We start from the raw sequence: 20,925 nt of genomic DNA, 5'->3' as shown, positions 1-20,925 counted from the left end.
AGGACATTGGCGCTAAACTAAATCGATTAAGGGGTTCAGACACACTATGAAAAAGCTGTATAGTCAAATGACGCCCGAGGAACTCCAAACGGAGATGAAACTGCTCCAAGAAGAGATGCAGCGGGCTGAATTTCCGAGCCAGCGTTCGGTGTTGGAGCGCAAGTATTATGCGGCCAAGGCATATACGCTGAATCCGGCCGATTTCCCGCCCGGATTATATAAAGTAGACGGCGAACAACTGCCGTTCGAGGTACATTATGTGAATGGGATTATGGCCTGGGGAACATTGGGGCAAGAACCCGACGCCAGCTTCCCGATTTCCATGCTGACCCGTTTTTCCTGAAATGCCGTTTACTTCGGGAACGATGAGAAAAGTCACCCTCACGGGTATGGAAACCAGCTGACGGCTGGATGTTCGGTTGGTTCGGCTGCACCATAGTGACTGGAAGCGCCGGTTGGATGGAGGCGGGGTTCAAGCTCATACGAAAATTTTTGTCCGGTTTGGCTGAATCTGCCGTTCAGCAGCTTCCGCGGCTGTAGCCGTTGGAAGGGTGATGGTGAATTTGGTTCCCATATTCGGTACGCTTTCCACTTCGATCGTTCCCTCGTGATCCTGTACGATCTTGTGGCAGATCGACAGCCCAAGTCCGGTTCCGGACTCTTTGGTTGTGTAAAAGGGGATGAAAATCTGATCAAGCTCCGACTCGGGGATGCCTTTGCCCGTATCGGTTACCTCAATGACGGCGTTATTGTTCTACAGATAAAGATGAATATATACCGTACCTTGCTCAGGCATAGCCTCGAGGGCGTTTTTGACCAAGTTCAGCAGCAGCTGCAGCATCTTGTCCTGATCCATAAACATGCAAACTCCGTGGCCTTCATCCTTAAAGCCGATTTGATGGCCCAAACGGGTGATTTCCGAATCAAGCAATGAAATGACGCGGCTAATGCAGCTTTCAATCGTTTGGATTTTATAATGGGTGACATGCGGCTTGGAGAATTGCAAAAATTCGGCGGTCAGCATGCTCATCCGGTTAATTTCATCCATAATCAGGTCGTACCAAGGCTCGATATTGTAATTCCCCGCTCTGGACAGCTGCAAAAATCCTTTGACCGTCGTCAGCGGATTGCGTATTTCGTGCGCCATGCCAGAAGCGAGCTCGCCAACTACGCGAAGCTTCTCGGAACGCAGCATGTGCTCCTCCCGCTTCAGCCAGCTTTCCCGCTTCATCATATACAAATTATGTTCGGCTACAAGAATCAGATCGTCTTTGTTCAGTCCGTCTTCAGGATAACTGGCGATACCGAAATTGATTTCGATGCCCGTGAGCTTGGGAAATTCGGAAGCGAGCAGTTGGGTGATCGTATGTATCGTTTTCTTCGGGTCGCTTGCCGTAACCACGATGGCGAATTCATCGCCGCCGTAACGGGCAATCAGGGAAGCGTCAGGGAACATAATACGGAGCAGCTCGGCCGCTTGCTTCAATATTTTGTTGACGCCCTGAAAGCCGTTCGTCGTATTCAGTGACTTTAAATTTTTGCAATCAATCAGAACCAGAATGCTGCTTTCTTTCTGTTCCACAAAAATTCCCATCTGCCGGTGAAATTCCTGAAAGTTGTATAGACCCGTTAGTAAATCGTGGGTGCTCAGGTGCTTTTTTTCATTTGTCAACAACTGCTTCTGCTGCTCGATGGCATACATATATTTCCGGAACAGATAAGCCATGAGCATGCAGCTTGCCGCGGTGAAGACGATGTCGGTTACTGTATATATCGTTACCGTGCTGTAGGTCAGTACGGCAAGGGAATAGGCTGTCATCATCCCTAAATTATAGGATAGCGCCAATGTAAGAGAAGGCGTCTTGTAAAAAATGATGCCCATATGCAGCAAATACAGCGGCAAGATCCAATGGGTTGCGCTGAAGATATGGAGCACAATCAGCAGTACCAGTTGAACGGCATGAGGTACGGGAATGATTTTGCGGGCCGCATGGGACAGCATATAAATGAAAGTTATGCCAATGAGTAAAAGAGGGCTTTCAGTTTGCTGGAAATATAGGGAGGAAGCGCAGATAAAACCAGCATAAATGACGAAGACTGTGCTACCGTTCATAATGAAACTCCAACTCCCGACTAAATCAATTGATAATATATGGATTCTGTATTTGTAAAGTAATTCCTGCCGGGTCACTATCTTTTTTTAAGCGCTTCATTATACTTGGTTCGTCATCGTTTGATTTTTTGGGGAGATAAATCAAAAATAAGCCGGACGGAAAACCGTACCGGCTTATTACGGGTTAGCATCAGAACCCGGGAAGGTTATCGAGATTATTGGACGGATCGCCGTCCGCATTGGAGCGCAGGTGTTCATCCCCGTCCCGTCCGCGGAACACGTTGACATTCTCCAGCTGGCCGTCTTTGGCAAGCTGTTGAGCCTCCAGGTAATCCACCACTTCGCCGTTAGACAGCTTCAGGTCTACAATATCGCCGTCGCCGTTCTTGCGTACGGCAACGACGTGCCGCTTGTTTTGACTCATCGTTGATCGCCTCCTTGTTCATAGCATGCTCAGGAAGGAGGCAAATGATGCCTGCCGTTATCCGAGCACCTCGGCAATCCGGCTGTAGGCCCAATCCAGATCGGATTTGGCGATGGTGAGCGGGGGAGCCAGGCGAATGACGTTGTCATGCGTCTCCTTGCATAATAAACCTTTGTTTTTCAACTGCTCGCAATAAGCGCTGGCCGGTACGGCCAGCTCCACACCGATGAACAAACCGCGCCCGCGGATGTCGCGGATCAGCGGATTGGTTAGCTGGCGGAGAAGGCCGAGAAAGTAGTCTCCGAGCTCCAGGGAGCGTTCGGCCAGCTTCTCGTCCTGCACGACCTGTATGGCGGCTGTCGCCACGGCGCAGGCGAGCGGGTTGCCTCCGAAGGTCGAGCCGTGCGACCCCGGCTCGAACACCTCCAGCACCTCGCGGTCTGCCGCTACGGCGGAGATGGGCAGGACGCCTCCTCCCAGCGCCTTGCCGAGGATGTAGGCATCCGGCTCCACGGATTCCGCATCGCAGGCGAAGCGGTACCCCGTTCGTCCGAAGCCGGTCTGAATTTCGTCGGCGATAAGCAGTACGCGCCGCTGCTTGCAAATGGCTGCGGCCTGCTGCAGGTAGCCGGCAGGAGGGATCACGATGCCGCCCTCCCCCTGAATCGGCTCGACAAGGAAGGCGGCCGTTCGCGGGGTGATGGCGCGTTCCAAGGCCCCCGCATCGCCGTAGGGGATGACGACAAACCCGGGGGTGAAGGGCCCGAAGCCGCGTTTGTACTCCGGATTCGAGGAGAAAGAGGTAACGGTTACCGTTCTGCCGTGAAAGTTGCCTTCGCAAACGATGATTTCCGCCTGGTCCTCGGGGACGTTTTTACGAAAGTAAGCCCAGCGGCGGGCTGCCTTGATCGCCGTTTCCACCGCCTCGGCCCCGGTGTTCATCGGCAGGATCATCGGCTTGCCGGTATAATCGGACAAGCGCTCATAGAACACGCCCTGCCGCTCGTTGTGAAACGCGCGCGAGGTCAGGGTAACGGAGTCCGCCTGATCCTTCAGCGCGCGGATGATACGGGGATGGCGGTGCCCCTGATTGAGCGCCGAGTAGCCGCTCAGCATATCGAGGTATTTCCTGCCCTCCGGGTCATAAACCCATACCCCCTCCGCTTTGGAAATGACCACGGGAAGCGGCTGATAATTCCGCGCCCCGAACCGGTTCGTGCGGCGAATGATATCTTCCGATGTCGGTTTCATGGTGTTCCCTCCTATAAAATACGCTGCCCCAGCAGAGAAGAAATCAGCTCTGCGGCCAGCCTTGCCGTTTGGTTATCGCGTTCCAGCGCCGGATTGACCTCTACCATCTCCGCCGATAGCACGCTTCCGGCTTCGTACAGCAGCTCCAGCGCCAAATGCGCTTCGCGGTAGCTGATTCCGCCTTTGACCGGCGTTCCCGTTCCCGGAGCCTCCAGCGGATCGAGGCTGTCGATATCGAAGCTGACGTGCAGGCCGTCCGTACCCGCGGTTGCTATACGCACCGCTTCCTCCGTGACCCTGGCGATTCCCATCCGGTCGATCTCATGCATGGTGAAGCAGGTAATGCCTTCAGCGCGAATCAGCTCCTTTTCTCCGGGATCCAGCTGCCTGGCCCCGATAATGACCGTATGCTGCGGCCGGATTTTGGGAAGAAAGCCGCCGATCCGCGTCAGCCGATGATGTCCTATGCCAAGCGACGCCGCAAGGGACATGCCGTGAATGTTGCCGGAAGGACTGGTGTCCGGCGTATTCAAATCCGCATGTGCGTCAAACCAGATGACGCCGATGCTTCTATAATGCTGCGCAAGTCCAGCCAGCGTGCCGATGGCGATGCTGTGGTCCCCGCCCAGCACCAGCGGGAAGCGTCCGCGTTCCAGCACGTCCTTTATTTGTGCAGCGAGTGCTTCATTCACCTTTACCGCTTCATTCAGGTGCCTGGGCTCCGCCTGCGGCACGAAGACGCTGCTCTCCTTGGCGATTGACGGGGCAGGGACCGGATCCGGAAGCTCGCAGGAATAGCCCAGCTGCCGCAGCTTCCGTTCCAGGCCGGCCTGAAGGATCGCATCCGGACCTCTCCTTACGCCTTTGCGCCCGGCACCCAAGTCGAACGGCACCCGCAGGATGGATAATTCCGGTTTGCATCTCATAAATGGATACCTCCTATCCGTTCTGGCGTGGTGCTGACGGGCGGTCCCGCCAATTTTTCAATACAAACCACAGATTGGCCGGGCGTTCCGCCACGCGCCGGACGAAATACGGGTACCACATCCGTCCGTAAGGTACGTAACAGCGCACCTTGTAGCCCTCCCGGGCAAGCTGCTCCTGCAGCGGCACACGCACGCCGTACAGCATCTGGAATTCATACCTGCTTGCCGGTATCCCGTTTCTCCTCGCGTAGGTTTTCGTCCAGGCGATGATTTGTTCGTCGTGGGTCGCAACGGCAGTGTAGACGCCGGCATCCAAACGGACCCGAATCAGCCGCTTCATGTTGGCATTTACGTCGTCCATGCTCCGGTAAGTGAGATGCCCCAGTTCACGATAGGCGCCCTTGACCAGCCGCAGATTGACCTTCGCCTTGGTTAACTGCCTGACGTCCAGCCTGCTCCGGTATAAGTAGGCTTGTATAACGGTGCCGACGCGGGTTAAGCCTTCGGCATGAAGGCGGTGCACCATGGCTATGGTATCGTCGGTATATGGTGAATTTTCCATGTCGATGCGTACGAAGTTTGTGAGCTGTTGTGCTTTTTCAACGATATCCCGGATATGGGCGTAGCAGGCCGCCGGGTCTAAAGCCAATCCCATCTGGGTCGGCTTCAAAGAGACGTTTGAATCCAATGCATCGTGGTGAATCCTCTCAAGCAGCGTGACATACTCTCTTTTAAACCGGTCCGCCTCCGCTAAATCGCGAATGCTCTCGCCAAGCAGGTCCAAGGTGGCGGAGATTCCCTTGGCATTCAAACGCCGAATTTGCAGCAGCGCCTCATCGGCTGTTTCTCCTGCGACGAACCGGCTTGCCCCGAGCTTCATCCCGTACCGGTGAGCCATCTTCCCGACGACCCGGTTTCCGGCGAGCGCAAGCAGAGCAGAACGGAACAGTCTGGTACCGATATCCAAACATGAACACCCTCTTTCCGATTTGCTTCTTGTACGCGGCGCGGCGGCATATATTATGTAGCAGAAGGGCAGCAGCGTTGGGTGTTGGATCTGTGAAGCCGGCGCCGCCGGCGCCGTGCTAATCCATTTTATTCGGTAAGCTCCCGAAATGAGACTTGAAATGAAGATGAGCTTTTCCGTAACATGGTAATTCTGAAGAGGAGGGATGATCATGGTAGAGCCTTTTCGCAACGAACCGTTCACGGATTTTAGCCAATCCGGGAACAGAGAGGCATTCGCAGCAGCGCTGAAGAAGGTACAAGCGCAGCTCGGCCAAGAATACGGGCTGCTGATCGGCGGTGAGAAGCTGATGACGGCTCGGAAGGCCGTTTCCGTCAATCCTGCCGATCCGATGCAGGTGATCGGAACAGTGAGCCAGGCGGACACCGCGTTGGCAGATCGGGCGATCCGTGCGGCAGCGCGCGCGTTTACGTTCTGGAAATCGGTGCCTCCGGCGGGGCGGGCGCGTCTTTTATACAAAATCGCCGCGATCCTGCGCCGCCGTAAAGCCGAGTTTTCCGCCTGGATGGTGGTGGAAGCGGGGAAAAGCTGGGCGGAGGCGGATGCCGATACCGCAGAAGCGATCGATTTTCTGGAGTTTTACGGCAGGGAAACGGAACGTTTGGCGCAGCGGCAGCCGCTTACGCGAATACCGGGAGAGGACAACGAGCTTACCTATATTCCGCTGGGTGTCGGCGTAATCATACCTCCATGGAATTTTCCGTTAGCCATTATGGCGGGATTGACATCGGCAGCCGTGGCGGCCGGCAATACGGTGGTGCTGAAACCGGCCAGCGCGACACCGGTTGTGGCTGCCAAGTTTATGGAGCTGCTTCAATTGGCCGGCCTGCCGGATGGAGTGGTCAACTTCCTGCCGGGTTCCGGACAGGAGGTGGGCGATTACTTGGTGGAGCATCCGCTGACCCGCTTTATCAGCTTTACGGGATCCCGCGAGGTAGGGCTGCGGATCAACGAGCTGGCGGCCAAAACCGCACCCGGCCAGCGCTGGATCAAGCGCGTAGTCGCCGAAATGGGTGGCAAGGATGCGATTATCGTCGACAGCGACAGTGACCTGGAGCTGGCGGCGGAGGCCATTACAGCGTCCGCCTTCGGGTTTGCCGGGCAAAAGTGCTCTGCCTGCTCCCGCGCCATCGTACATGAGAGCGTATATGACGATGTGCTTCGCAGGGTGGCAGAACGCGTAAGCCGTCTGCGTGTGGGTGATCCGTCCGATCCTGAGATTGACGTGGGGCCGGTGATCGACGCCAAGGCTCACCTTAAAATTCTCGAATATCTGGAAATTGGAAGCACGGAAGGCAGGGTAGTTTGCGGAGGCGGAGCGGGAGATGCCAAGGGATATTATATTGAGCCGACAGTAATTGCCGATGTCGACGTCAAGGCGCGGATCGCGCAAGAGGAAATTTTCGGACCGGTGGTTGCGTTTATCAAAGCGGCCTCGTTTGACCAGGCGCTCGAACTGGCCAATGATTCGGAGTACGGGCTGACCGGAGCCGTTATTTCAAGGAATAGGGCTCATCTGGAGAAGGCCCGTACTGAGTTTCATGTCGGCAATCTGTATTTCAACCGCAAATGCACGGGAGCGCTGGTGGGAGTTCATCCGTTCGGCGGCTTCAACATGTCGGGAACGGATTCGAAAGCGGGGGGACGCGATTATCTGCTTCAGTTTACCCAAGCCAAGGTCGTCTCCGAACGCTTCTGACGGGAGGGGATCTGCGACAAAACCTGACCCCGGGGGTCAGGTTTTGGAATGCACCCGTTAAGTAAGCTGCGTCCATGGCGCGGTGCAAAGAATATGCTTACGACGGTAATGGATACGTTTTGAACTGTTCTATGAAGGTCATGCGGCCCGTTTTGCCGATAAATTCAGACATATTGTCTCCGTAGTGCATAAGCAGCACTTTTTCCTGCACTTCCTCGGGCAGAGTGAGCAGCTCGTCAAGGCAAGCGTGTACGGTACCGGGACAGAACAATTGACAGTCATGCAGAATGACTTCGCAGCCTTGTTCATGCAATCCGGTCAGCAGCGTCTTGCTAAACCTCATGTCTGCGCTGTAAAACACCTTGCCGTTGAGCAGAAAGGAGTAGCTCGCTTTACCGGGGATATGATCGGTAGGCAGCAGCTCCACGGTCAGTTTCGGATGGATGGAAGTCGGCGTTCGTTCCGCCAAAGCAGCGACTTCGAAATAATCGTTCAAGCCGACAAGGCCCTCCGCCTTATTCTCAAGTCCTCCCCGAAGCGTATGCTCCCACAGGACGGCTTCCAGCGGAGCCGGGACGAGCAGCTTGATTTTACGTTTGAACACATACCTGTACTGAAAAGCAAGTTCTTCGAGCCCGCCCACATGATCCGCATGGATATGTGAGATGAGCACCGCATCGATCCGGTCGAGCGGAATGCCGAGCTCGTACAATGCTCTGGGAGCGGTAATTCCGCAGTCGATTAATAACGTGAAGCCGTCGGCATGAATCAATGCGTTGTTGTTGTAAAAGTTTTTGGCAAATGCGCTTCCCGTACCGATCATTTGAATTTGCAGGCTCATTCGCGATCCTCCACTCGCCTATGGCATACCAGCCGAATATTATTTAATCTACCATGTTTTTTATGAAGGATTCAAGAACATTTTGACAGGTTTTGGATCAGGAAAGAATGGGAGGATAAGGATTGAAAAACGAACATATGTTCTATATAATGAGGTAAAGATCATGAAATTTCGGGTGGGCGAATATGCGGAATAGTGCGATAGAGCCGTGGATTCATCAATATATAGTGACTTTGCATCTGCTTAAAGCGCTGGAGTTGGACCGCAAATACGCCGGAGCGATGAAGCTGTCCCGGATTTGGAACGGATTGTTCGAACGGCTGTCCATTCGGGTGGAGAGGGAGCACGTCGGCATAAAACAGCGGCTGCGCAAGAGCGGATGCCGCATCGTGCTTGAAGAAATCACGCCGGAGCGGAATTATCACGTCATGTACGTGTATCAGGGCTACGAATTTCACTGCTCGATCATGCCGGCCGTGCTCAGGGGCAAGTGTGAAGAGAAGCTGCAGGAACTGCTGGAAGCAAAGGAGTAGGCCCCGCAGACAGCACGGGGAAGACCGGGGAATTTCCCGGGCAAGCGCACGAAACGTCACAGCTCGTCAAAAAGACGGGACATCATTCGACATTCATGTTCGCGTCCTTATTGGCATATTTTGTATAATTAATCAGTGAATACCTTTATAAATAACTACCTGAATCCGTGATAGTTCTTCTGTGAAAAAGAAGAAAAAGAAAGGAAATCGCATCTCCGATGGTGAATTTTAAAGGAACCATGAATGATCCACTTTCACCTGCGAGGTGCTACATATGAGAATCCAATTCACCCAATCTAAGGAAATTCTGTTGACTACGCATGCTGGCCTGGCCACCGTCGGCGCCTTGCTTTCCCATACCCGATTGCCGCAGCGTCTCAATCGCTCCACCGTGAAAGGAATGGAGAACCCGATTCACAGTCATGGCGATGTCATGACCAGCTATCTTGGCTTGCTTTGCCAAGGCAAAAGCGACTTCGACCACATCGAACCTTTCCGAAAAGATCCCGTATTCCAAACCTGCCTCGGTGTCCGCAAGGTGCCGTCAAGCCCGACGCTCCGTCAGCGTCTGGATGCCGCAGCTCAAACGATGAATGCCAACTGGAACGAGATCCTGCTTCAAGAATCCGCCGATCTGATTCGAAACGTAAAAGCACCTGTAACCGGACTGACAGCAGGCGAGCATACGGTGATTCCGCTGGATATCGATGTCTCTCCGTTCGATAACTCCGGTACGAAAAAAGAGGGTGTTTCGTTGACCTACAAAGGCACGTTCGGCTACGCCCCCATTTTCGCCTACCTCGGACAGGAGGGGTATAGCGTGAATGTGCAGCTTCGGGAAGGCAGCACGCACAGTCAGAAGGATGGCGCTGATTTTCTGCGCGAAAGCATCCAGTATGCCCGGCGCATCACGAAAGAGCGCCTTCTCGTGCGGATGGATTCCGCTCACGACAGTCTGGAAAATCTGCAGGTGTGTCATGCTGAGCCAGAGGTCGATTATATCATCAAGGTCAATCTGCGCAATACATCCAAGGAAAGTTGGCTACGGATCGCCGAAGACAAGGGCATGGCCTGTGAGCAGCGCCCCGGCAAGACGGAATACATGGGCGTGATCGCCTTTCCCGAAAAAGGCTTCGATCAAGCCCTTCGTCAAGTGTTTCAAGTGATCGTACGGACGATCGACCGTGAAGGTCAGATGCTCCTGTTCCCGGAAATTGAAGTGAACGTCTATTGGACTTCTCTTACCTGCTCGCCGTGGCGTGTCATCGAGTTGTATCGCGATCACGGCACGAGCGAACAATTTCATAGTGAGCTGAAGACGGATCTGGATTTGGAGCGACTGCCCGCCGGCAAATTCGATACCAACGATCTGGTTTTGCACGCGGGGGTGTTCGCTTACAACCTGCTCCGCATCATGGGGCAGGAAAGCTTGCGCCAAGACGATGCTCCGATTCGGGGAGGCGTACAACGTCGCCGCATCCGCACCGTGATTCAAAACATCGTGTACATCGCGGCTAGAGTCAGCCGACACGCTCGTCAAACGATTTTCAATTTTGGGCGATACAGTCCCTGGTTTCAGACCGTACGACGAGTGTACCAAGCGTTTGCCTGAATCCATTTTTCGCCATCCAGACCAACCCAAACTGCTCTTCCCTGTTCCGGCCTTACCGTAAACAGCAAGGCTTATTGAGCATGCCTTGCTTGATGGATTCTGTCATTTGTAGATTTGTTTTCATCACGAATCTTTAGCTGATGGGGGGATTTCCGATTACTTTTTTCCATATACTGCCCTCTCTGGCGGAGTGGACTTAAGTTTGTCACGGATTCAGGTAACTAGATATAGATTTTTTTTCAAAAAAAGTTTGGGCTTTTCCCACAAACACCGCAACTCTTGCGAACCATCGGAGTATAAGATAACATACCAAGAACACGATGGAGGTTGCTTGAAATGAAGGTGCCGCGATTGCTGACGTTGATGCTGTCGCTTTCCCTCTTCGGGACGACAGGGGTCTACGCCAGTTCCATGTGGGGCGAGTTTGAAGGTTATGTGAAAGCCAAAGTGCTGATTAACAATGCGGAAAGACCGTTCAAGGACGGCGAGACACCCGCTTTTTTGATTAAAGGAAGCACCGTGCTTCCCGTTCGTGCCCTGTCCGAATCTCTGCAAGCTCTGGTCAAATGGGATGACGCCTCGAAGACCGTATCCATTTACAAGCCGAATGTACACATGTTTGTAGCGAAGAAAGTCAATGACGATTATTCCATTAATCAGCCGTTTGGCGGAGTCAAAAAGGGAGACCGGCTGGACTTTGCGGTATTTGCTCAAGTGGACAGCCTGACCATACCGATCCACTCCTTTAAGATTTCCATCATATCGCCTAGCGGCGAGGAAGTGGCGGTTCATGAGAAGGTCGTCGGCGGTCAAAGGGAAAGCTTCTGGTATCCGTGGCCGTTTAACGTGTCGTTTAATGAAGCCGGCAAATATGTAGTGAAATTTTCCATTAAAGATAGCGAAACGGGCAGTTATACCGTAGTCTCGGAGAAACTGATCGTTTCCGGAGAGTAGAACCGAATGAGGATGGCGCTAAACGCCGTCCTTTTTGCTTTTTTAGGGGCTGTTGTGAAGCCTGTTTTGGCGGGCCGGATTTTTGTGCGGAGCCCCGGGCTGTACACGGTAAAGAAATCCGATGATGAGGTTTTCCTTTCATTGACTTGGGACCATGGGCGTGATACGATACGAGGGAACAATATTACTTATTATGACGAAACGAGGTTTTCCCATGAGCGAACATATTCATGACGCTTCCTGCGACCATGATCATGAGGATGATATTTTTATAGTAACCGATGAAAATGGCGTTGAACACGAGATGGTTATGGTATACACCTTTGAAGCAAACGATCGGGCCTATGCAGTGCTTCTTGACCGGAATGATGTAGAGGCTGACGGTGTTATTTTCCGGATTGAAGAAGAAAACGATGAAGCCTTCCTGGCCAGCATTGAGGACGAGGAAGAGTGGGATCGCGTTGTTCAGATTTACAACGAGATCGTGGAAGAACAGCAAGAGCAGTCATAACATCCAAAGCAAAGAACCCTTCTTGAAGGCAAGAAGGGTTCTTTGCTTGAACACGGACATGCAAGAAAAAAGCAGCCTGTCTGTTACCTGCATCATCATAAGTACGTCATTTGCCGGGAAAGATCATGCCCTATTTCCGCGGATTGAAGTACATGACGCGCCCGTTGAATAAATGAAGCTCGGCTTTCCACAGCTTGGCCAAATATTTGCAAAACTCATTGCCCTTTGCTTTATCCCCATGTGTACAGTCATCCGGCAGGACGACCTGTACATAATGGCGCTCTGTACCGGCCTGTGTTTCGGAACCGACACCCATGACGATATATTTGTAGAGGGGGTTTTTTCCTTTTAAATAAAACCATTGGCCCTCCGCCTCGGGCTTCGTTTCCAGCGTATACGGAAACCCTGCATCATCGTACTCCCATTCGAGCTGACGGCCTGTAAGGGCCAGCTGATCCCGGTAATGCATCAGCTGATTCTTCAGTTCATCCAGCGTTAACGAGGAAACGGCGGACCCTTCGACGAACTTAATATAAGCGCTTTGCGCCATGATGAATGCACCTGCCTACATAATGGACTGGAAAGGTTTTCTTGTGTCAAGCACCATGACCATCATAGCATTAAGAAAAACCAAATACAATACTGCTTAAGGCTTTTGCGGACAGCTGAGCAGACAGCAGGAAAAGGGGATACCTATGAACCAAAGCGGATTGTTCAGCGATTATTTGCTGGTTACGGATATGGACGGGACGCTGCTGAACAGCGAAAAGGACATTAGCCCGGAGAATCTTGCCGCAATCGAGCGGTTTACGCAGCACGGCGGACGGTTTACCCTGGCAACGGGGCGCATAGCGTCTTCCGTCAGGCGCTATGTCAACCGGCTGCCGGTCAATGCTCCGGTCATTCTCAGCAACGGTGCCGTCATCTATGATTACGAACGTGAGGAATCGCTGTGGGTGAGGACGCTGCCTGCATCCTGCAGAAATGTGCTGAAGCGGGTCTTGGAACGGTTTCCGGAGCTGGGCGTTGAAATATACGCCAGGGACGGCCATGCGCCCTATATTTTGCAGGACAACGAAACCACGGAGCGCCACCGGCGGATTGAGGGGTTTGCCCTGCAGACGATTCGGTTAACCGATGCACTGTCTGAGCCTTGGATCAAAATACTGTTCGCCTGGGAACCGGCATGGCTGGATGAAGTCTCTGCGGCCGTGAACGAGCTTACAGGGGATGCGGAGGTTGTCTGGGTCCGGTCGGACGATAAATACCTGGAGATGCTGCCGCAGGGGGCGACCAAGGGTCATGCGCTGGAGCAGCTCAGTAGGCAAGTCGGTGTTCCGATGGAGCGCTGTGTGGCGATGGGGGATCATCTGAACGATCTGGAGATGATCCGGCGGGCCGGCATCGGCATCGCCGTTGCCAACGCTCATCCGAAGCTGCTGCAGTCTGCCGTCCATTCCTGCAAGCATCATAACGAGCATGCGGTAGCCGACGTCATTGCCTGGCTGGAGGAGCGGATAAAGCAAAGAGGATGGTAAAACAGAGCAAGGCCAGCCCCAATCCGGGGCGGCCATGCGGTACGTGGTTAAAAAATCGCCGGTGTTTCCACGATAACTTTGATATTTTCGATGCTGCGGTCCTCGGGTCCTTTCACAGGCAGACCGACTTCGATATGCTCCGTAATATAGTCGATCAGATCCTGGGAGATGACTTCTCCCGGCAGGAGAATCGGAATGCCCGGCGGGTACACGTAAATGAATTCCGCGATGATGCGGTCCGCCGATTCCTTGAACGGGATAATTTCGGTATCCCCGTAGAAAGCGTCGCGCGGAGACAGGCTCAGCTGCGGTATTTTCGGTATTTTGATCACCAGCTCATTCGCTTGGCGGATCGAGTAGTTCTCTTGAGAGAGTCTGCGCAGCGCGGTGAGAAGAATGTCGATGTTCTCGCGCGTATCCCCGGGGGTGACCAGGCACAAAATGTTATACATATCGCTAAGCTCGACTTCAATATTGTACTGCTCCCGGAGCCAATTTTCCGCATCGTACCCGGTAATGCCCAGATGACGCACATGGATGCTGATCTTCGTCGGGTCGTAATCGTACGTCGCTTCCTTGCCCAGAATCTCTTCTCCAAAGCAGTAAAGCCCCGGTATGCGGTTGATTTCCTCCCGAGCGTAGGAAGCCAGCTCGAGGGCCCGGTCGGCCAGCTCTTTGCCGTTCAAAGCCAAGTAGCGCCTTGCGCAGTCGAGAGAACCCAGCAAAATGTACGAGGTGGAAGTGGTCGTCAGCATACTGATAATCGTCTTGGCGCGCATGATGTTGACCCGGCCTTCACGGATATTAAGCACGGAGCTTTGCGTCATCGAGCCGCCTAGCTTGTGGACGCTCGTCGCGGCCATGTCCGCGCCTGCCTGCATAGCCGACATCGGCAGCCTGTCGCTAAAATGGATCAACACGCCATGGGCCTCGTCCACCAGCACCGGAATGTTATAGCTGTGAACGACGTCCACGATTTCTTTCAGATTAGCGCACACCCCGTAATATGTCGGATTGATGATCAGCACCGCTTTGGCATCGGGATGAATTTCAAGCGCGCGCCGCACCGACTTGGTCGTTACGCCGTGATCGATCCCCAAGGATTCGTCGCGCACCGGCTTCAGGAACACAGGCTTCGCCCCGGCGAAAATAATCGCTGCCAGCACCGATTTGTGCACGTTGCGCGGCACAATGATTTTGTCTCCTTCCGAGCAAACGGTCAAGATCATCGTCATGATGGCGCCGCTTGTTCCCTGGACGGAGAAAAAGGTGTGGTCGGCTCCGAACGCTTCCGCAGCGAGCTTCTGCGACTCTTCAATGACGCCGGTGGGCTGATGCAAATCGTCGAGTGGAGCTATATTAATCAGGTCGATGGACAACGCGTTATCGCCGATAAACTCCCGGAATTCCGGGTCCATCCCGACCCCTTTCTTATGTCCTGGAATATGAAACTGCACCGGATTACGGCCGGCATGCTCCTTCAATGCGGTAAACAAGGGAGTTTTCGTTTGATCCACAGCTTATCCCTTCCCTTCTTGATCGAATTATCATAAACAAAGCGAAAATAAACAAACAAAATGAGTATAGCAAAATGCGACAAGGATGCAAGCGGTTTTTACGAGCAATTCGGAATTTATCTCGACAAAATCTTCGGGACCTTGATAGTTTGATAATTTTGCAGGTAATTTAACCGGGGGGTTTGTCTATTTTGTTAATCTTACCCGGGTTCGTTTCCATCGACAAATAAGATGTGGTACGATAAAGAAAGAAAACTAATGCAATCGGGAGGAACCCATTACCACATGAACAAACAGCTCGCCATCATCATGGTGCTGCTGATGACGATTTTTATCGGCTTCGGTATCATCATTCCTGTACTTCCCGACGCCGTGACGGGATCGGGAGCGGAGAATTTTCATTTGGGTATGCTGCTTTCGGTTTACTCGTTGGCGTCTTTCCTGATGTCCCCGGTATGGGGAGGGCTGTCCGACCGGGTCGGCCGGCGTCCGCTCATCATGATCGGCGCACTCGGATTCAGTATCAGCTTCTTGCTTTTTGGACTTGCATTGGAAAGCCTTTGGCTTATGTACGTTTCCCGCATATTGGGAGGATTGTTTTCCGGAGCGGCCACCGCTTGCGCTGTCGCTTACGTTGCCGATGTCACATCGGACGAGGACCGGACCAAAGGCATGGGTCTTGTAGGCATGTCGATCGGTTTGGGCTTTATTTTCGGACCTGCGATCGGAGGCATACTCAGTCAATGGGGGATTCAAGTACCGTTCTTCGCTGCCGCCGCGCTGGCTTTGGGCACCTTCGTGTTCGCCTACTTCAAGCTGCCGGAATCGCTGACGGAGGAAAAGCGCAGCAAACCGCAGGAAGCCGGGGCTTCCCGTTGGAGCGCGTTTGTAGGATCGCTCAAATATTTGTATATCCTATCGTTTTTCGTATCATTCTCGCTCGCGGGACTGGAAGCGACGCTGCTTTTGTTCCAGAGAGATCAGATCGGCGCGACGCCGGCACAGCTGGGGATTATGTTTGCGGTCAGCGGCATTGTCGGAGCCTTGATTCAAGGCGGTATCGTACGGCGTCTCATCAAAAAAGGACAGGAGGCCCGTGTGGTCGGAATCGGCCTTGTGCTTTCGGCGCTAGGTTTCGTACTCATTTTATTCTCGTCGAACCTGCTTACGGCTTCGATCTATTTGAGCGTCTTTGCCGCGGGGAACGCGCTGATCCGCCCGTGCGTCACTTCGCTGATTACACAGAAGACCCCGGTCGGGCAGGGCGTAGCGTCCGGCTTAAGCTCGTCGATGGACAGCCTGGGACGCATCTCGGGCCCGCTGTTGGGAGCGGGAATCTATGATTACAGCAGCACTTTGCCGTTCCTTACCGGAGCTCTGCTGTCTGTAGGGGCGCTCTATTTGCTGTACCGCTTCATCGTGTTGGACCGAAACGGCACCCGGGCATCCGCCCAACCGCTTTAACCGACCCAATAAGCCGCCGCATCGAATGTTTCGCAGCGCGGCTTATTTTTTTCGCGTACGGAGTAGTGAAGAGGATAAGATGCAAATCAGCCATGAAATACATAAAAAGACGGGGAGAACCCCGTCAGATTGTTGGCAAAGCCCCGATTTTTTCGGGGCCTTTGTTTATATATCCTCAATATTTTCCAGACCTGCAACGCAAGGCGTTGAAATGAAGCTTAGAAGCAGAAGATCGCCTATGATCCCGCCCTCTTGGCCAGGTACGACAACATCTTTGCGGCTGCTTATCCGGGGGCGGTCGGGATAGCTGCCATCCGAAAATGCTTACGAAAATCATCGTGTACGCCTACACCCAGCGAATCTATTCCTCTCGTCAGATCGCCATGAACCAAAATTCCAACCGATTAACCGCATCATTGACAATGCGGACCAGATGCCCCGCGGGAATATCTTTTTTTCTGTATGGAAACGAGAAGTTAAGAAAACAGGGCCACCTTTGAATGGTTGCTCGCACTTCCATTTTACCAAGGTTTGGCTTCTTTTTGTTTTACAAAATTGAAAAAGGGGTACCCCCGTCACCTCGGTGACTTATGGGACACCCCCGACGGGGAGAACCCCGTCTTTTTATGATGGATTTATTCTGTCTTTTTGTCGCCGACAGCATGCTTGCGATCAACCATTTTCTCGATCCACGGCGTCATCTCGTCCTTGATTTTGCCGATCAGCTGCTCCTTGGTTATGCCCTTGCTCTGAGCGATCTCCGCCAACGATTTGCCGGCTTTAAGCTGCGCCTTTAACTCGTCCTCGGAAATGCCGAGAATGCCGGCCAGCTTGTCCTTGGCAGGCAATATCATATGGTGCTTGCCGCCGTGCGTTCGAAACTTTCCTTCGCCATTCAGCTTATGGTTCACCATAAATTTCAGGTGTTCTCCCATTTTTTGTTTCAGCTTCTCCGCTTTTTCCGCGGTTAGCTTGCCGGAAGCAAGGGCCTCATCGATTTTTTTCGTCCGTTCGGCCTGAAGCTTGGCGATCAGGTCGGCTTCGCTGATCTTTTTCTCCGCTGCAAGCTGCGCCAGCGTCTTGTCCTTCAGCGACTGCTTCAGCGTCTCCTTGTCCATACCGAGAATGGCCGCGGCTTCCTCAAAGATCGGCATCGATTTACTATGTATGCCGCGTGCTTGACCGCCTTTGTTAGCCCATTTTTTATCTTCCGCCGGTTTGTCGGTACTGCCCTGCGATTGGACGGCCGCATCGGGAGTCTCCGCCCGAACGGATTGCTTTGTGCCATAGAGCGCTCCCCCGCAGAGTACCAAGGCAAGCGTCAGGGAGGAGACGATCATTTTTTTGGCGTAAGTCTGCTTCATAGCTACATACCCTCCTTAAGTAGGTTTCGGTTTTCACCAGCTATAGGATATGCAAACAAGGTTAACCTTAGTTTAAAGCAAGCTTAGGCGGAAATTAATTTTGAATGCCTAGGGATAAATGATATAAGGGCAGCAGTTGATCAAAGGTTTCGTTGGCGAGCGCTACGAACTTCTCCCCGTCTTGCAAAACAGGGTCGTTCTTCATGATATTGCGCCCGATCAGCAGCTCTGCCTTTTTCACGTCGCGAAACCGTTCAAGCCCTTGCTTCCATTGGGACTCGTCCAGATCGGACAGCTTCAGCGCATCTTTTTTCATGTGATCGAATGAAAGCAGCATATCCGCCGGCAAACGCCGTTTGATATCGGAGGCCTGCTTCAGAAACTTCCCGGCAATCTCCCTTTTGTTCGGAAGCTCGTATATGAATGCAAGCCAGATGAAAACCCGGTCGTCGAACAGGCCGATCTGAAAATGCGGATGCTGCTTATAGCCGCGTTTATTATTGGCTACAGCCATCCATGTGTCTACCGGCGGATTCACTTTCCTGCGGGCATGCTTTGCAATATGAAGGAACATCTCCAGTCCCGAACGGACGGAAAGAGATGGTAACAGATCATCGCCGAGCGCTTGAAATTTGGGCTGGATGCGGGTTTGAATAGCTTTCATTCTTTCTTCCAGCCCGTCAATCGTAAACGTATCGAAATCCTCCTGGTGAAACCCCTTGAACGTGGTCATGCCGTTTCCCTCCATGCTTCCTTTTTCTCCAAACAATATATCATAATCGAGGGCAGAAGGCCACGAAACGACAGCAGGAATCGACGGTTATCGCCATTTGTATGAAGCAATGGATGGTATAATGCAACGAGGATGTATTGTAAATATTTCAAAATACATGAAAGCATAGAAGTGGGCGAGGACTTATGGGGCTTTTTATTTATTGTGATTGTTTTAGTCATTGGTTTTGCAGGTATTTTTGCAGGTATGATTAGTAACCAATATTCCATGTTGAGAAGAATGGAACGGATGGAAGAGGTTCTACGCGAGATAAACGATAAGTTGAAAAAATAGAGTTTTCTTAACCTTTCCCCTCAGTTCAATAAATTGCTCCGTCATTCAAACACATTTGTGAGCAGAAATGATTTACAAGAAAGGGGAATTTGCAGTTTAATGAAGAAGAAGACCTTAGCATATGAACTTGGGAGGAAAAGATCATGAACATTGACTTGACAGGGAAAATCGCTTTGGTTACAGGTTCTAATGTGGGGATTGGCCGCGCTATTGCCATTGCATTAGCCGAAAGCGGTGCGAAGGTAGGTGTCAATTGCTTGCGCAGCGTGGACCAGGGAGAAGAAACGGTGGCAGCCATACGCGCCGCCGGAGGAGAAGCGGTGCTGGTTCAGGCGGATGTGACCGATCTGGCACAAATCGACCGCTTGGTAAGCGAGGTCGAACGGGCGTTTGGAGGATCGATTGACATATTGGTGAATAACGCAGGCCACTTGGTGCAGCGCGTGGACAATGCCGGGATGACCGAAGAGATTTACGAGAAAATCATGAACGTAAATCTGAAAAGTACAGTATTCATGTGTAAACGGGTTCTTGCCGGCATGAAAGCGAAGGGAGCGGGACGGATCATCAACATGACATCCATTGCCGCGCATAATGGCGGCGGACCGGGGGCAAGCCTGTATGCGGCCAGCAAAGCAGCGATCATGGCCTATTCCAAAGGCTTGGCAAAAGAAGTGGCTTTCAGCGGAATTACGGTCAATAATGTATCTCCCGGGTTTATCGGAAATACGAGGTTTCATGATACCTTTACCACGGATGAAGCGCGTAAGGCTACAGTGGCCGGAATTCCGCTAAAGCGTGAAGGGACGCCTGAGGATGTCGCCGGCGCCGTACTGTATCTCGTTTCGGACTTGGCTTCCTATGTGACGGGAGAGACGATCGAAATCAACGGCGGGCTGCTTATGAGATGATGTAATGTGAGGCAGGTCCCTTTGCCGCCGAGCGCGGAATGAAGCGAAAGCGTATTCACATATGGCGCAAAAAAATAACGGAGCCGCGCAGCTCCGTTTTTCATTTTATTTTACTTGCCCTGCTTTACTTCATCCAATAAAGAGAGGTCGAGGAATTGGCTCAAGTCGAGCTCTTCTTTCTTAACATCCTTAATGTAGCCGGCATTGATGGAGACGGATGCCATTTCTTCAATCGCTTCCTTGCTCACATCTGTCGTCAGGTTCAGGTGGGAGAGCGCCGCCTTGATCAGGTTTACGTCCATCCCTTTGCCGCTGAGTTCCTTCAACCGGTTATTGATCAGCTCATACGATTTGTCGGGATTGTTCTTTATAAATTCAATCGCTTCAGCGTTGGCCTTGACCGCTTGCTTCGCCATTTCCCGGTTTTCTTTCAGGAATTTATCGCTCGCGACGAGAATGGTGAGCGGATAGTTCCCGTTGTTCGGTGGAATTTGGTCCCAAGGCACAATGACCTTGCCGATGCCTTCCTGTTCCATTTGCGTTCCCCACGGCTCAGGAATCAGCGTAGCTTCAATTTCCTTTTGGCGCATGGCGATGAGCGTGTCTGCCGGAGCCCGGGCGATAATTTGCACGCCGGATGTATCCGTCGTTACTTTCAAGCCGTTCTGCTCGAGCAAAAGACGCAGCGAAATTTCGTTCGTACTGCCCTTGGTCGGAATGGCCACAGTCTTGCCGACCAAATCCTTCACGCTGTTGATACCGGAATCTTTACCTGCTACAAGTACTGCGCCTCCGTTGTTGGAACCGGAGATGACGCGGAAATTTTTACTTTTGATATACTGGTTTGTTGCAGGACCCGGGCCTACGAAGCCGAGATCGATTTGATCCGTTGCCAATGCGGTGGAGAAGTCGGAACCGTTGTCGAAAGCCTGAACCTCGATTTTGACGTTATCTCCCCAGTACTTTTGGAACAACCCCTGCTCCAGGGCGATATAGCCCGGGGCATGCGTCACGTTCTTGAAAATGCCGAGACGAACCGTCTTGGCCGCGGCAGCGTCGTTTCCGGCATTATTCGGCGCTTCTGTTTTACCGCCGCATGCCGTTAGTGCCAGCACGCCGGACAGCGCTAATGCGAGTAGTGCGGATTTTTTTTTCATCTGTAAACCCTCTCCTT

At 52.6% G+C, this 20,925-nt stretch carries 21 protein-coding genes and 1 pseudogene; 10 read left to right on the top strand and 12 right to left on the bottom strand.

The genetic code is table 11. The features are described 5' to 3' along the window. The first annotated feature begins 46 nt into the window (after positions 1 to 46). Positions 47 to 343 carry a YfhH family protein gene (locus EXW96_RS12545; RefSeq protein WP_062407769.1) on the top strand — a complete coding sequence of 99 codons (297 nt, stop codon included), beginning with the start codon at positions 47 to 49 and terminating at the stop codon, positions 341 to 343. Between the two features lie 135 nt (positions 344 to 478). On the opposite strand, the gene EXW96_RS27485 is transcribed toward EXW96_RS12545, so the two are convergent. The 6 genes from EXW96_RS27485 to EXW96_RS12520 all read right to left on the bottom strand — a co-directional run bounded on the left by EXW96_RS27485 (position 479) and on the right by EXW96_RS12520 (position 5,681). After that, positions 479 to 739, bottom strand: coding sequence for an ATP-binding protein (locus EXW96_RS27485; RefSeq protein WP_309225089.1), 261 nt, complete (start codon positions 737 to 739; stop codon positions 479 to 481). Between the two features lie 15 nt (positions 740 to 754). Further along, positions 755 to 2,113 (bottom strand): diguanylate cyclase domain-containing protein, encoded by a 1,359-nt coding sequence (locus tag EXW96_RS12540; RefSeq protein ID WP_254611362.1) that lies wholly within the window; start codon positions 2,111 to 2,113, stop codon positions 755 to 757. A 190-nt stretch (positions 2,114 to 2,303) separates the two neighbouring features. After that, a complete protein-coding gene (locus tag EXW96_RS12535; protein WP_054818024.1) occupies positions 2,304 to 2,537 on the bottom strand; it encodes a DUF3892 domain-containing protein in 234 nt (77 codons plus the stop codon). Positions 2,538 to 2,594: 57 nt separating this feature from the next. Beyond that, positions 2,595 to 3,788, bottom strand: coding sequence for an ornithine--oxo-acid transaminase (locus EXW96_RS12530; RefSeq protein ID WP_174350668.1), 1,194 nt, complete (start codon positions 3,786 to 3,788; stop codon positions 2,595 to 2,597). A gap of 11 nt (positions 3,789 to 3,799) precedes the next feature. Then, entirely contained in the window at positions 3,800 to 4,714 is a 915-nt protein-coding gene (rocF, locus tag EXW96_RS12525) for an arginase (protein ID WP_174350667.1), read from the bottom strand. A 13-nt stretch (positions 4,715 to 4,727) separates the two neighbouring features. Further along, entirely contained in the window at positions 4,728 to 5,681 is a 954-nt protein-coding gene (locus EXW96_RS12520) for a proline dehydrogenase family protein (protein ID WP_174350666.1), read from the bottom strand. A gap of 211 nt (positions 5,682 to 5,892) precedes the next feature. On the opposite strand from EXW96_RS12520, the gene pruA reads away from it, so the two are divergent. Beyond that, the gene (gene pruA, locus EXW96_RS12515) at positions 5,893 to 7,440 is read left to right on the top strand and encodes an L-glutamate gamma-semialdehyde dehydrogenase (RefSeq protein ID WP_174350665.1); all 1,548 of its coding nucleotides are present in this window, start codon (positions 5,893 to 5,895) and stop codon (positions 7,438 to 7,440) included. Between the two features lie 97 nt (positions 7,441 to 7,537). On the opposite strand, the gene EXW96_RS12510 is transcribed toward pruA, so the two are convergent. Then, positions 7,538 to 8,281, bottom strand: a complete 744-nt coding sequence (locus EXW96_RS12510) for an MBL fold metallo-hydrolase (RefSeq protein ID WP_054818026.1) — start codon at positions 8,279 to 8,281, stop codon at positions 7,538 to 7,540. A gap of 185 nt (positions 8,282 to 8,466) precedes the next feature. Between EXW96_RS12510 and EXW96_RS12505 the strand changes: the two genes are divergently transcribed. The 4 genes from EXW96_RS12505 to EXW96_RS12490 all read left to right on the top strand — a co-directional run bounded on the left by EXW96_RS12505 (position 8,467) and on the right by EXW96_RS12490 (position 11,891). Then, complete coding sequence (locus EXW96_RS12505; protein WP_174350664.1) at positions 8,467 to 8,814, top strand: YhjD family protein; 348 nt, start codon at positions 8,467 to 8,469, stop codon at positions 8,812 to 8,814. A 274-nt stretch (positions 8,815 to 9,088) separates the two neighbouring features. Further along, positions 9,089 to 10,426, top strand: coding sequence for an IS1380 family transposase (locus EXW96_RS12500; protein ID WP_027093557.1), 1,338 nt, complete (start codon positions 9,089 to 9,091; stop codon positions 10,424 to 10,426). Positions 10,427 to 10,762: 336 nt separating this feature from the next. Then, on the top strand, positions 10,763 to 11,380 hold the full coding sequence (locus EXW96_RS12495; protein WP_062407777.1) for a stalk domain-containing protein: 618 nt from the start codon (positions 10,763 to 10,765) through the stop codon (positions 11,378 to 11,380). Between the two features lie 214 nt (positions 11,381 to 11,594). Then, positions 11,595 to 11,891 (top strand): DUF1292 domain-containing protein, encoded by a 297-nt coding sequence (locus tag EXW96_RS12490; RefSeq protein ID WP_054818028.1) that lies wholly within the window; start codon positions 11,595 to 11,597, stop codon positions 11,889 to 11,891. Between the two features lie 130 nt (positions 11,892 to 12,021). Here EXW96_RS12490 and EXW96_RS12485 read toward each other — a convergent pair whose 3' ends face one another. Further along, positions 12,022 to 12,441, bottom strand: coding sequence for a DUF1885 family protein (locus tag EXW96_RS12485; RefSeq protein WP_054818029.1), 420 nt, complete (start codon positions 12,439 to 12,441; stop codon positions 12,022 to 12,024). Positions 12,442 to 12,586: 145 nt separating this feature from the next. Here EXW96_RS12485 and EXW96_RS12480 point away from each other — a divergent pair, with 145 nt between their 5' ends. Continuing rightward, positions 12,587 to 13,429, top strand: coding sequence for a Cof-type HAD-IIB family hydrolase (locus EXW96_RS12480; RefSeq protein WP_174350663.1), 843 nt, complete (start codon positions 12,587 to 12,589; stop codon positions 13,427 to 13,429). A gap of 47 nt (positions 13,430 to 13,476) precedes the next feature. Here EXW96_RS12480 and EXW96_RS12475 read toward each other — a convergent pair whose 3' ends face one another. Further along, complete coding sequence (locus EXW96_RS12475) at positions 13,477 to 14,946, bottom strand: aminotransferase class I/II-fold pyridoxal phosphate-dependent enzyme (RefSeq protein WP_074728199.1); 1,470 nt, start codon at positions 14,944 to 14,946, stop codon at positions 13,477 to 13,479. A 285-nt stretch (positions 14,947 to 15,231) separates the two neighbouring features. On the opposite strand from EXW96_RS12475, the gene EXW96_RS12470 reads away from it, so the two are divergent. Next, positions 15,232 to 16,410: an MFS transporter gene (locus tag EXW96_RS12470; RefSeq protein ID WP_375256449.1), complete on the top strand. Its 1,179-nt coding sequence runs from the start codon at positions 15,232 to 15,234 to the stop codon at positions 16,408 to 16,410. A 290-nt stretch (positions 16,411 to 16,700) separates the two neighbouring features. Next, positions 16,701 to 16,805 (top strand): annotated as a pseudogene (locus tag EXW96_RS28770) (transposase); the annotation flags it as partial. A 240-nt stretch (positions 16,806 to 17,045) separates the two neighbouring features. Here the strand turns inward: EXW96_RS28770 and EXW96_RS12465 are convergent. Next, positions 17,046 to 17,774: a hypothetical protein gene (locus EXW96_RS12465; RefSeq protein ID WP_174350661.1), complete on the bottom strand. Its 729-nt coding sequence runs from the start codon at positions 17,772 to 17,774 to the stop codon at positions 17,046 to 17,048. A gap of 94 nt (positions 17,775 to 17,868) precedes the next feature. Next, complete coding sequence (locus EXW96_RS12460) at positions 17,869 to 18,507, bottom strand: DUF1054 domain-containing protein (RefSeq protein WP_174350660.1); 639 nt, start codon at positions 18,505 to 18,507, stop codon at positions 17,869 to 17,871. 476 nt (positions 18,508 to 18,983) lie between these two features. On the opposite strand from EXW96_RS12460, the gene EXW96_RS12455 reads away from it, so the two are divergent. Further along, positions 18,984 to 19,751 carry an SDR family NAD(P)-dependent oxidoreductase gene (locus EXW96_RS12455; RefSeq protein WP_062407797.1) on the top strand — a complete coding sequence of 256 codons (768 nt, stop codon included), beginning with the start codon at positions 18,984 to 18,986 and terminating at the stop codon, positions 19,749 to 19,751. A gap of 110 nt (positions 19,752 to 19,861) precedes the next feature. On the opposite strand, the gene EXW96_RS12450 is transcribed toward EXW96_RS12455, so the two are convergent. Further along, positions 19,862 to 20,908: an ABC transporter substrate-binding protein gene (locus EXW96_RS12450; protein WP_054818059.1), complete on the bottom strand. Its 1,047-nt coding sequence runs from the start codon at positions 20,906 to 20,908 to the stop codon at positions 19,862 to 19,864. Between the last annotated feature and the right edge of the window lie 17 nt (positions 20,909 to 20,925).

Source organism: Paenibacillus sp. JMULE4 (assembly GCF_013337105.1).
GTDB lineage: Bacteria > Bacillota > Bacilli > Paenibacillales > NBRC-103111 > Paenibacillus_G > Paenibacillus_G naphthalenovorans.
The sequence above is the reverse complement of the archived record's forward strand: the minus strand, read 5'-3'. Positions and strand labels throughout refer to the sequence as shown.

What these genes read in the sequence shown, in the direction of transcription:
- EXW96_RS12545 (WP_062407769.1), top strand. Translation starts at nt 47, where the DNA reads ATGAAAAAGCTGTATAGTCAAATGACGCCCGAGGAACTCCAAACGGAG.
- EXW96_RS12540 (WP_254611362.1), bottom strand. Translation starts at nt 2,113, where the DNA reads ATGAACGGTAGCACAGTCTTCGTCATTTATGCTGGTTTTATCTGCGCT.
- EXW96_RS12535 (WP_054818024.1), bottom strand. Translation starts at nt 2,537, where the DNA reads ATGAGTCAAAACAAGCGGCACGTCGTTGCCGTACGCAAGAACGGCGAC.
- EXW96_RS12530 (WP_174350668.1), bottom strand. Translation starts at nt 3,788, where the DNA reads ATGAAACCGACATCGGAAGATATCATTCGCCGCACGAACCGGTTCGGG.
- rocF (WP_174350667.1), bottom strand. Translation starts at nt 4,714, where the DNA reads ATGAGATGCAAACCGGAATTATCCATCCTGCGGGTGCCGTTCGACTTG.
- pruA (WP_174350665.1), top strand. Translation starts at nt 5,893, where the DNA reads ATGGTAGAGCCTTTTCGCAACGAACCGTTCACGGATTTTAGCCAATCC.
- EXW96_RS12510 (WP_054818026.1), bottom strand. Translation starts at nt 8,281, where the DNA reads ATGAGCCTGCAAATTCAAATGATCGGTACGGGAAGCGCATTTGCCAAA.
- EXW96_RS12505 (WP_174350664.1), top strand. Translation starts at nt 8,467, where the DNA reads ATGCGGAATAGTGCGATAGAGCCGTGGATTCATCAATATATAGTGACT.
- EXW96_RS12500 (WP_027093557.1), top strand. Translation starts at nt 9,089, where the DNA reads ATGAGAATCCAATTCACCCAATCTAAGGAAATTCTGTTGACTACGCAT.
- EXW96_RS12495 (WP_062407777.1), top strand. Translation starts at nt 10,763, where the DNA reads ATGAAGGTGCCGCGATTGCTGACGTTGATGCTGTCGCTTTCCCTCTTC.
- EXW96_RS12490 (WP_054818028.1), top strand. Translation starts at nt 11,595, where the DNA reads ATGAGCGAACATATTCATGACGCTTCCTGCGACCATGATCATGAGGAT.
- EXW96_RS12485 (WP_054818029.1), bottom strand. Translation starts at nt 12,441, where the DNA reads ATGGCGCAAAGCGCTTATATTAAGTTCGTCGAAGGGTCCGCCGTTTCC.
- EXW96_RS12480 (WP_174350663.1), top strand. Translation starts at nt 12,587, where the DNA reads ATGAACCAAAGCGGATTGTTCAGCGATTATTTGCTGGTTACGGATATG.
- EXW96_RS12470 (WP_375256449.1), top strand. Translation starts at nt 15,232, where the DNA reads ATGAACAAACAGCTCGCCATCATCATGGTGCTGCTGATGACGATTTTT.
- EXW96_RS12465 (WP_174350661.1), bottom strand. Translation starts at nt 17,774, where the DNA reads ATGAAGCAGACTTACGCCAAAAAAATGATCGTCTCCTCCCTGACGCTT.
- EXW96_RS12460 (WP_174350660.1), bottom strand. Translation starts at nt 18,507, where the DNA reads ATGACCACGTTCAAGGGGTTTCACCAGGAGGATTTCGATACGTTTACG.
- EXW96_RS12455 (WP_062407797.1), top strand. Translation starts at nt 18,984, where the DNA reads ATGAACATTGACTTGACAGGGAAAATCGCTTTGGTTACAGGTTCTAAT.
- EXW96_RS12450 (WP_054818059.1), bottom strand. Translation starts at nt 20,908, where the DNA reads ATGAAAAAAAAATCCGCACTACTCGCATTAGCGCTGTCCGGCGTGCTG.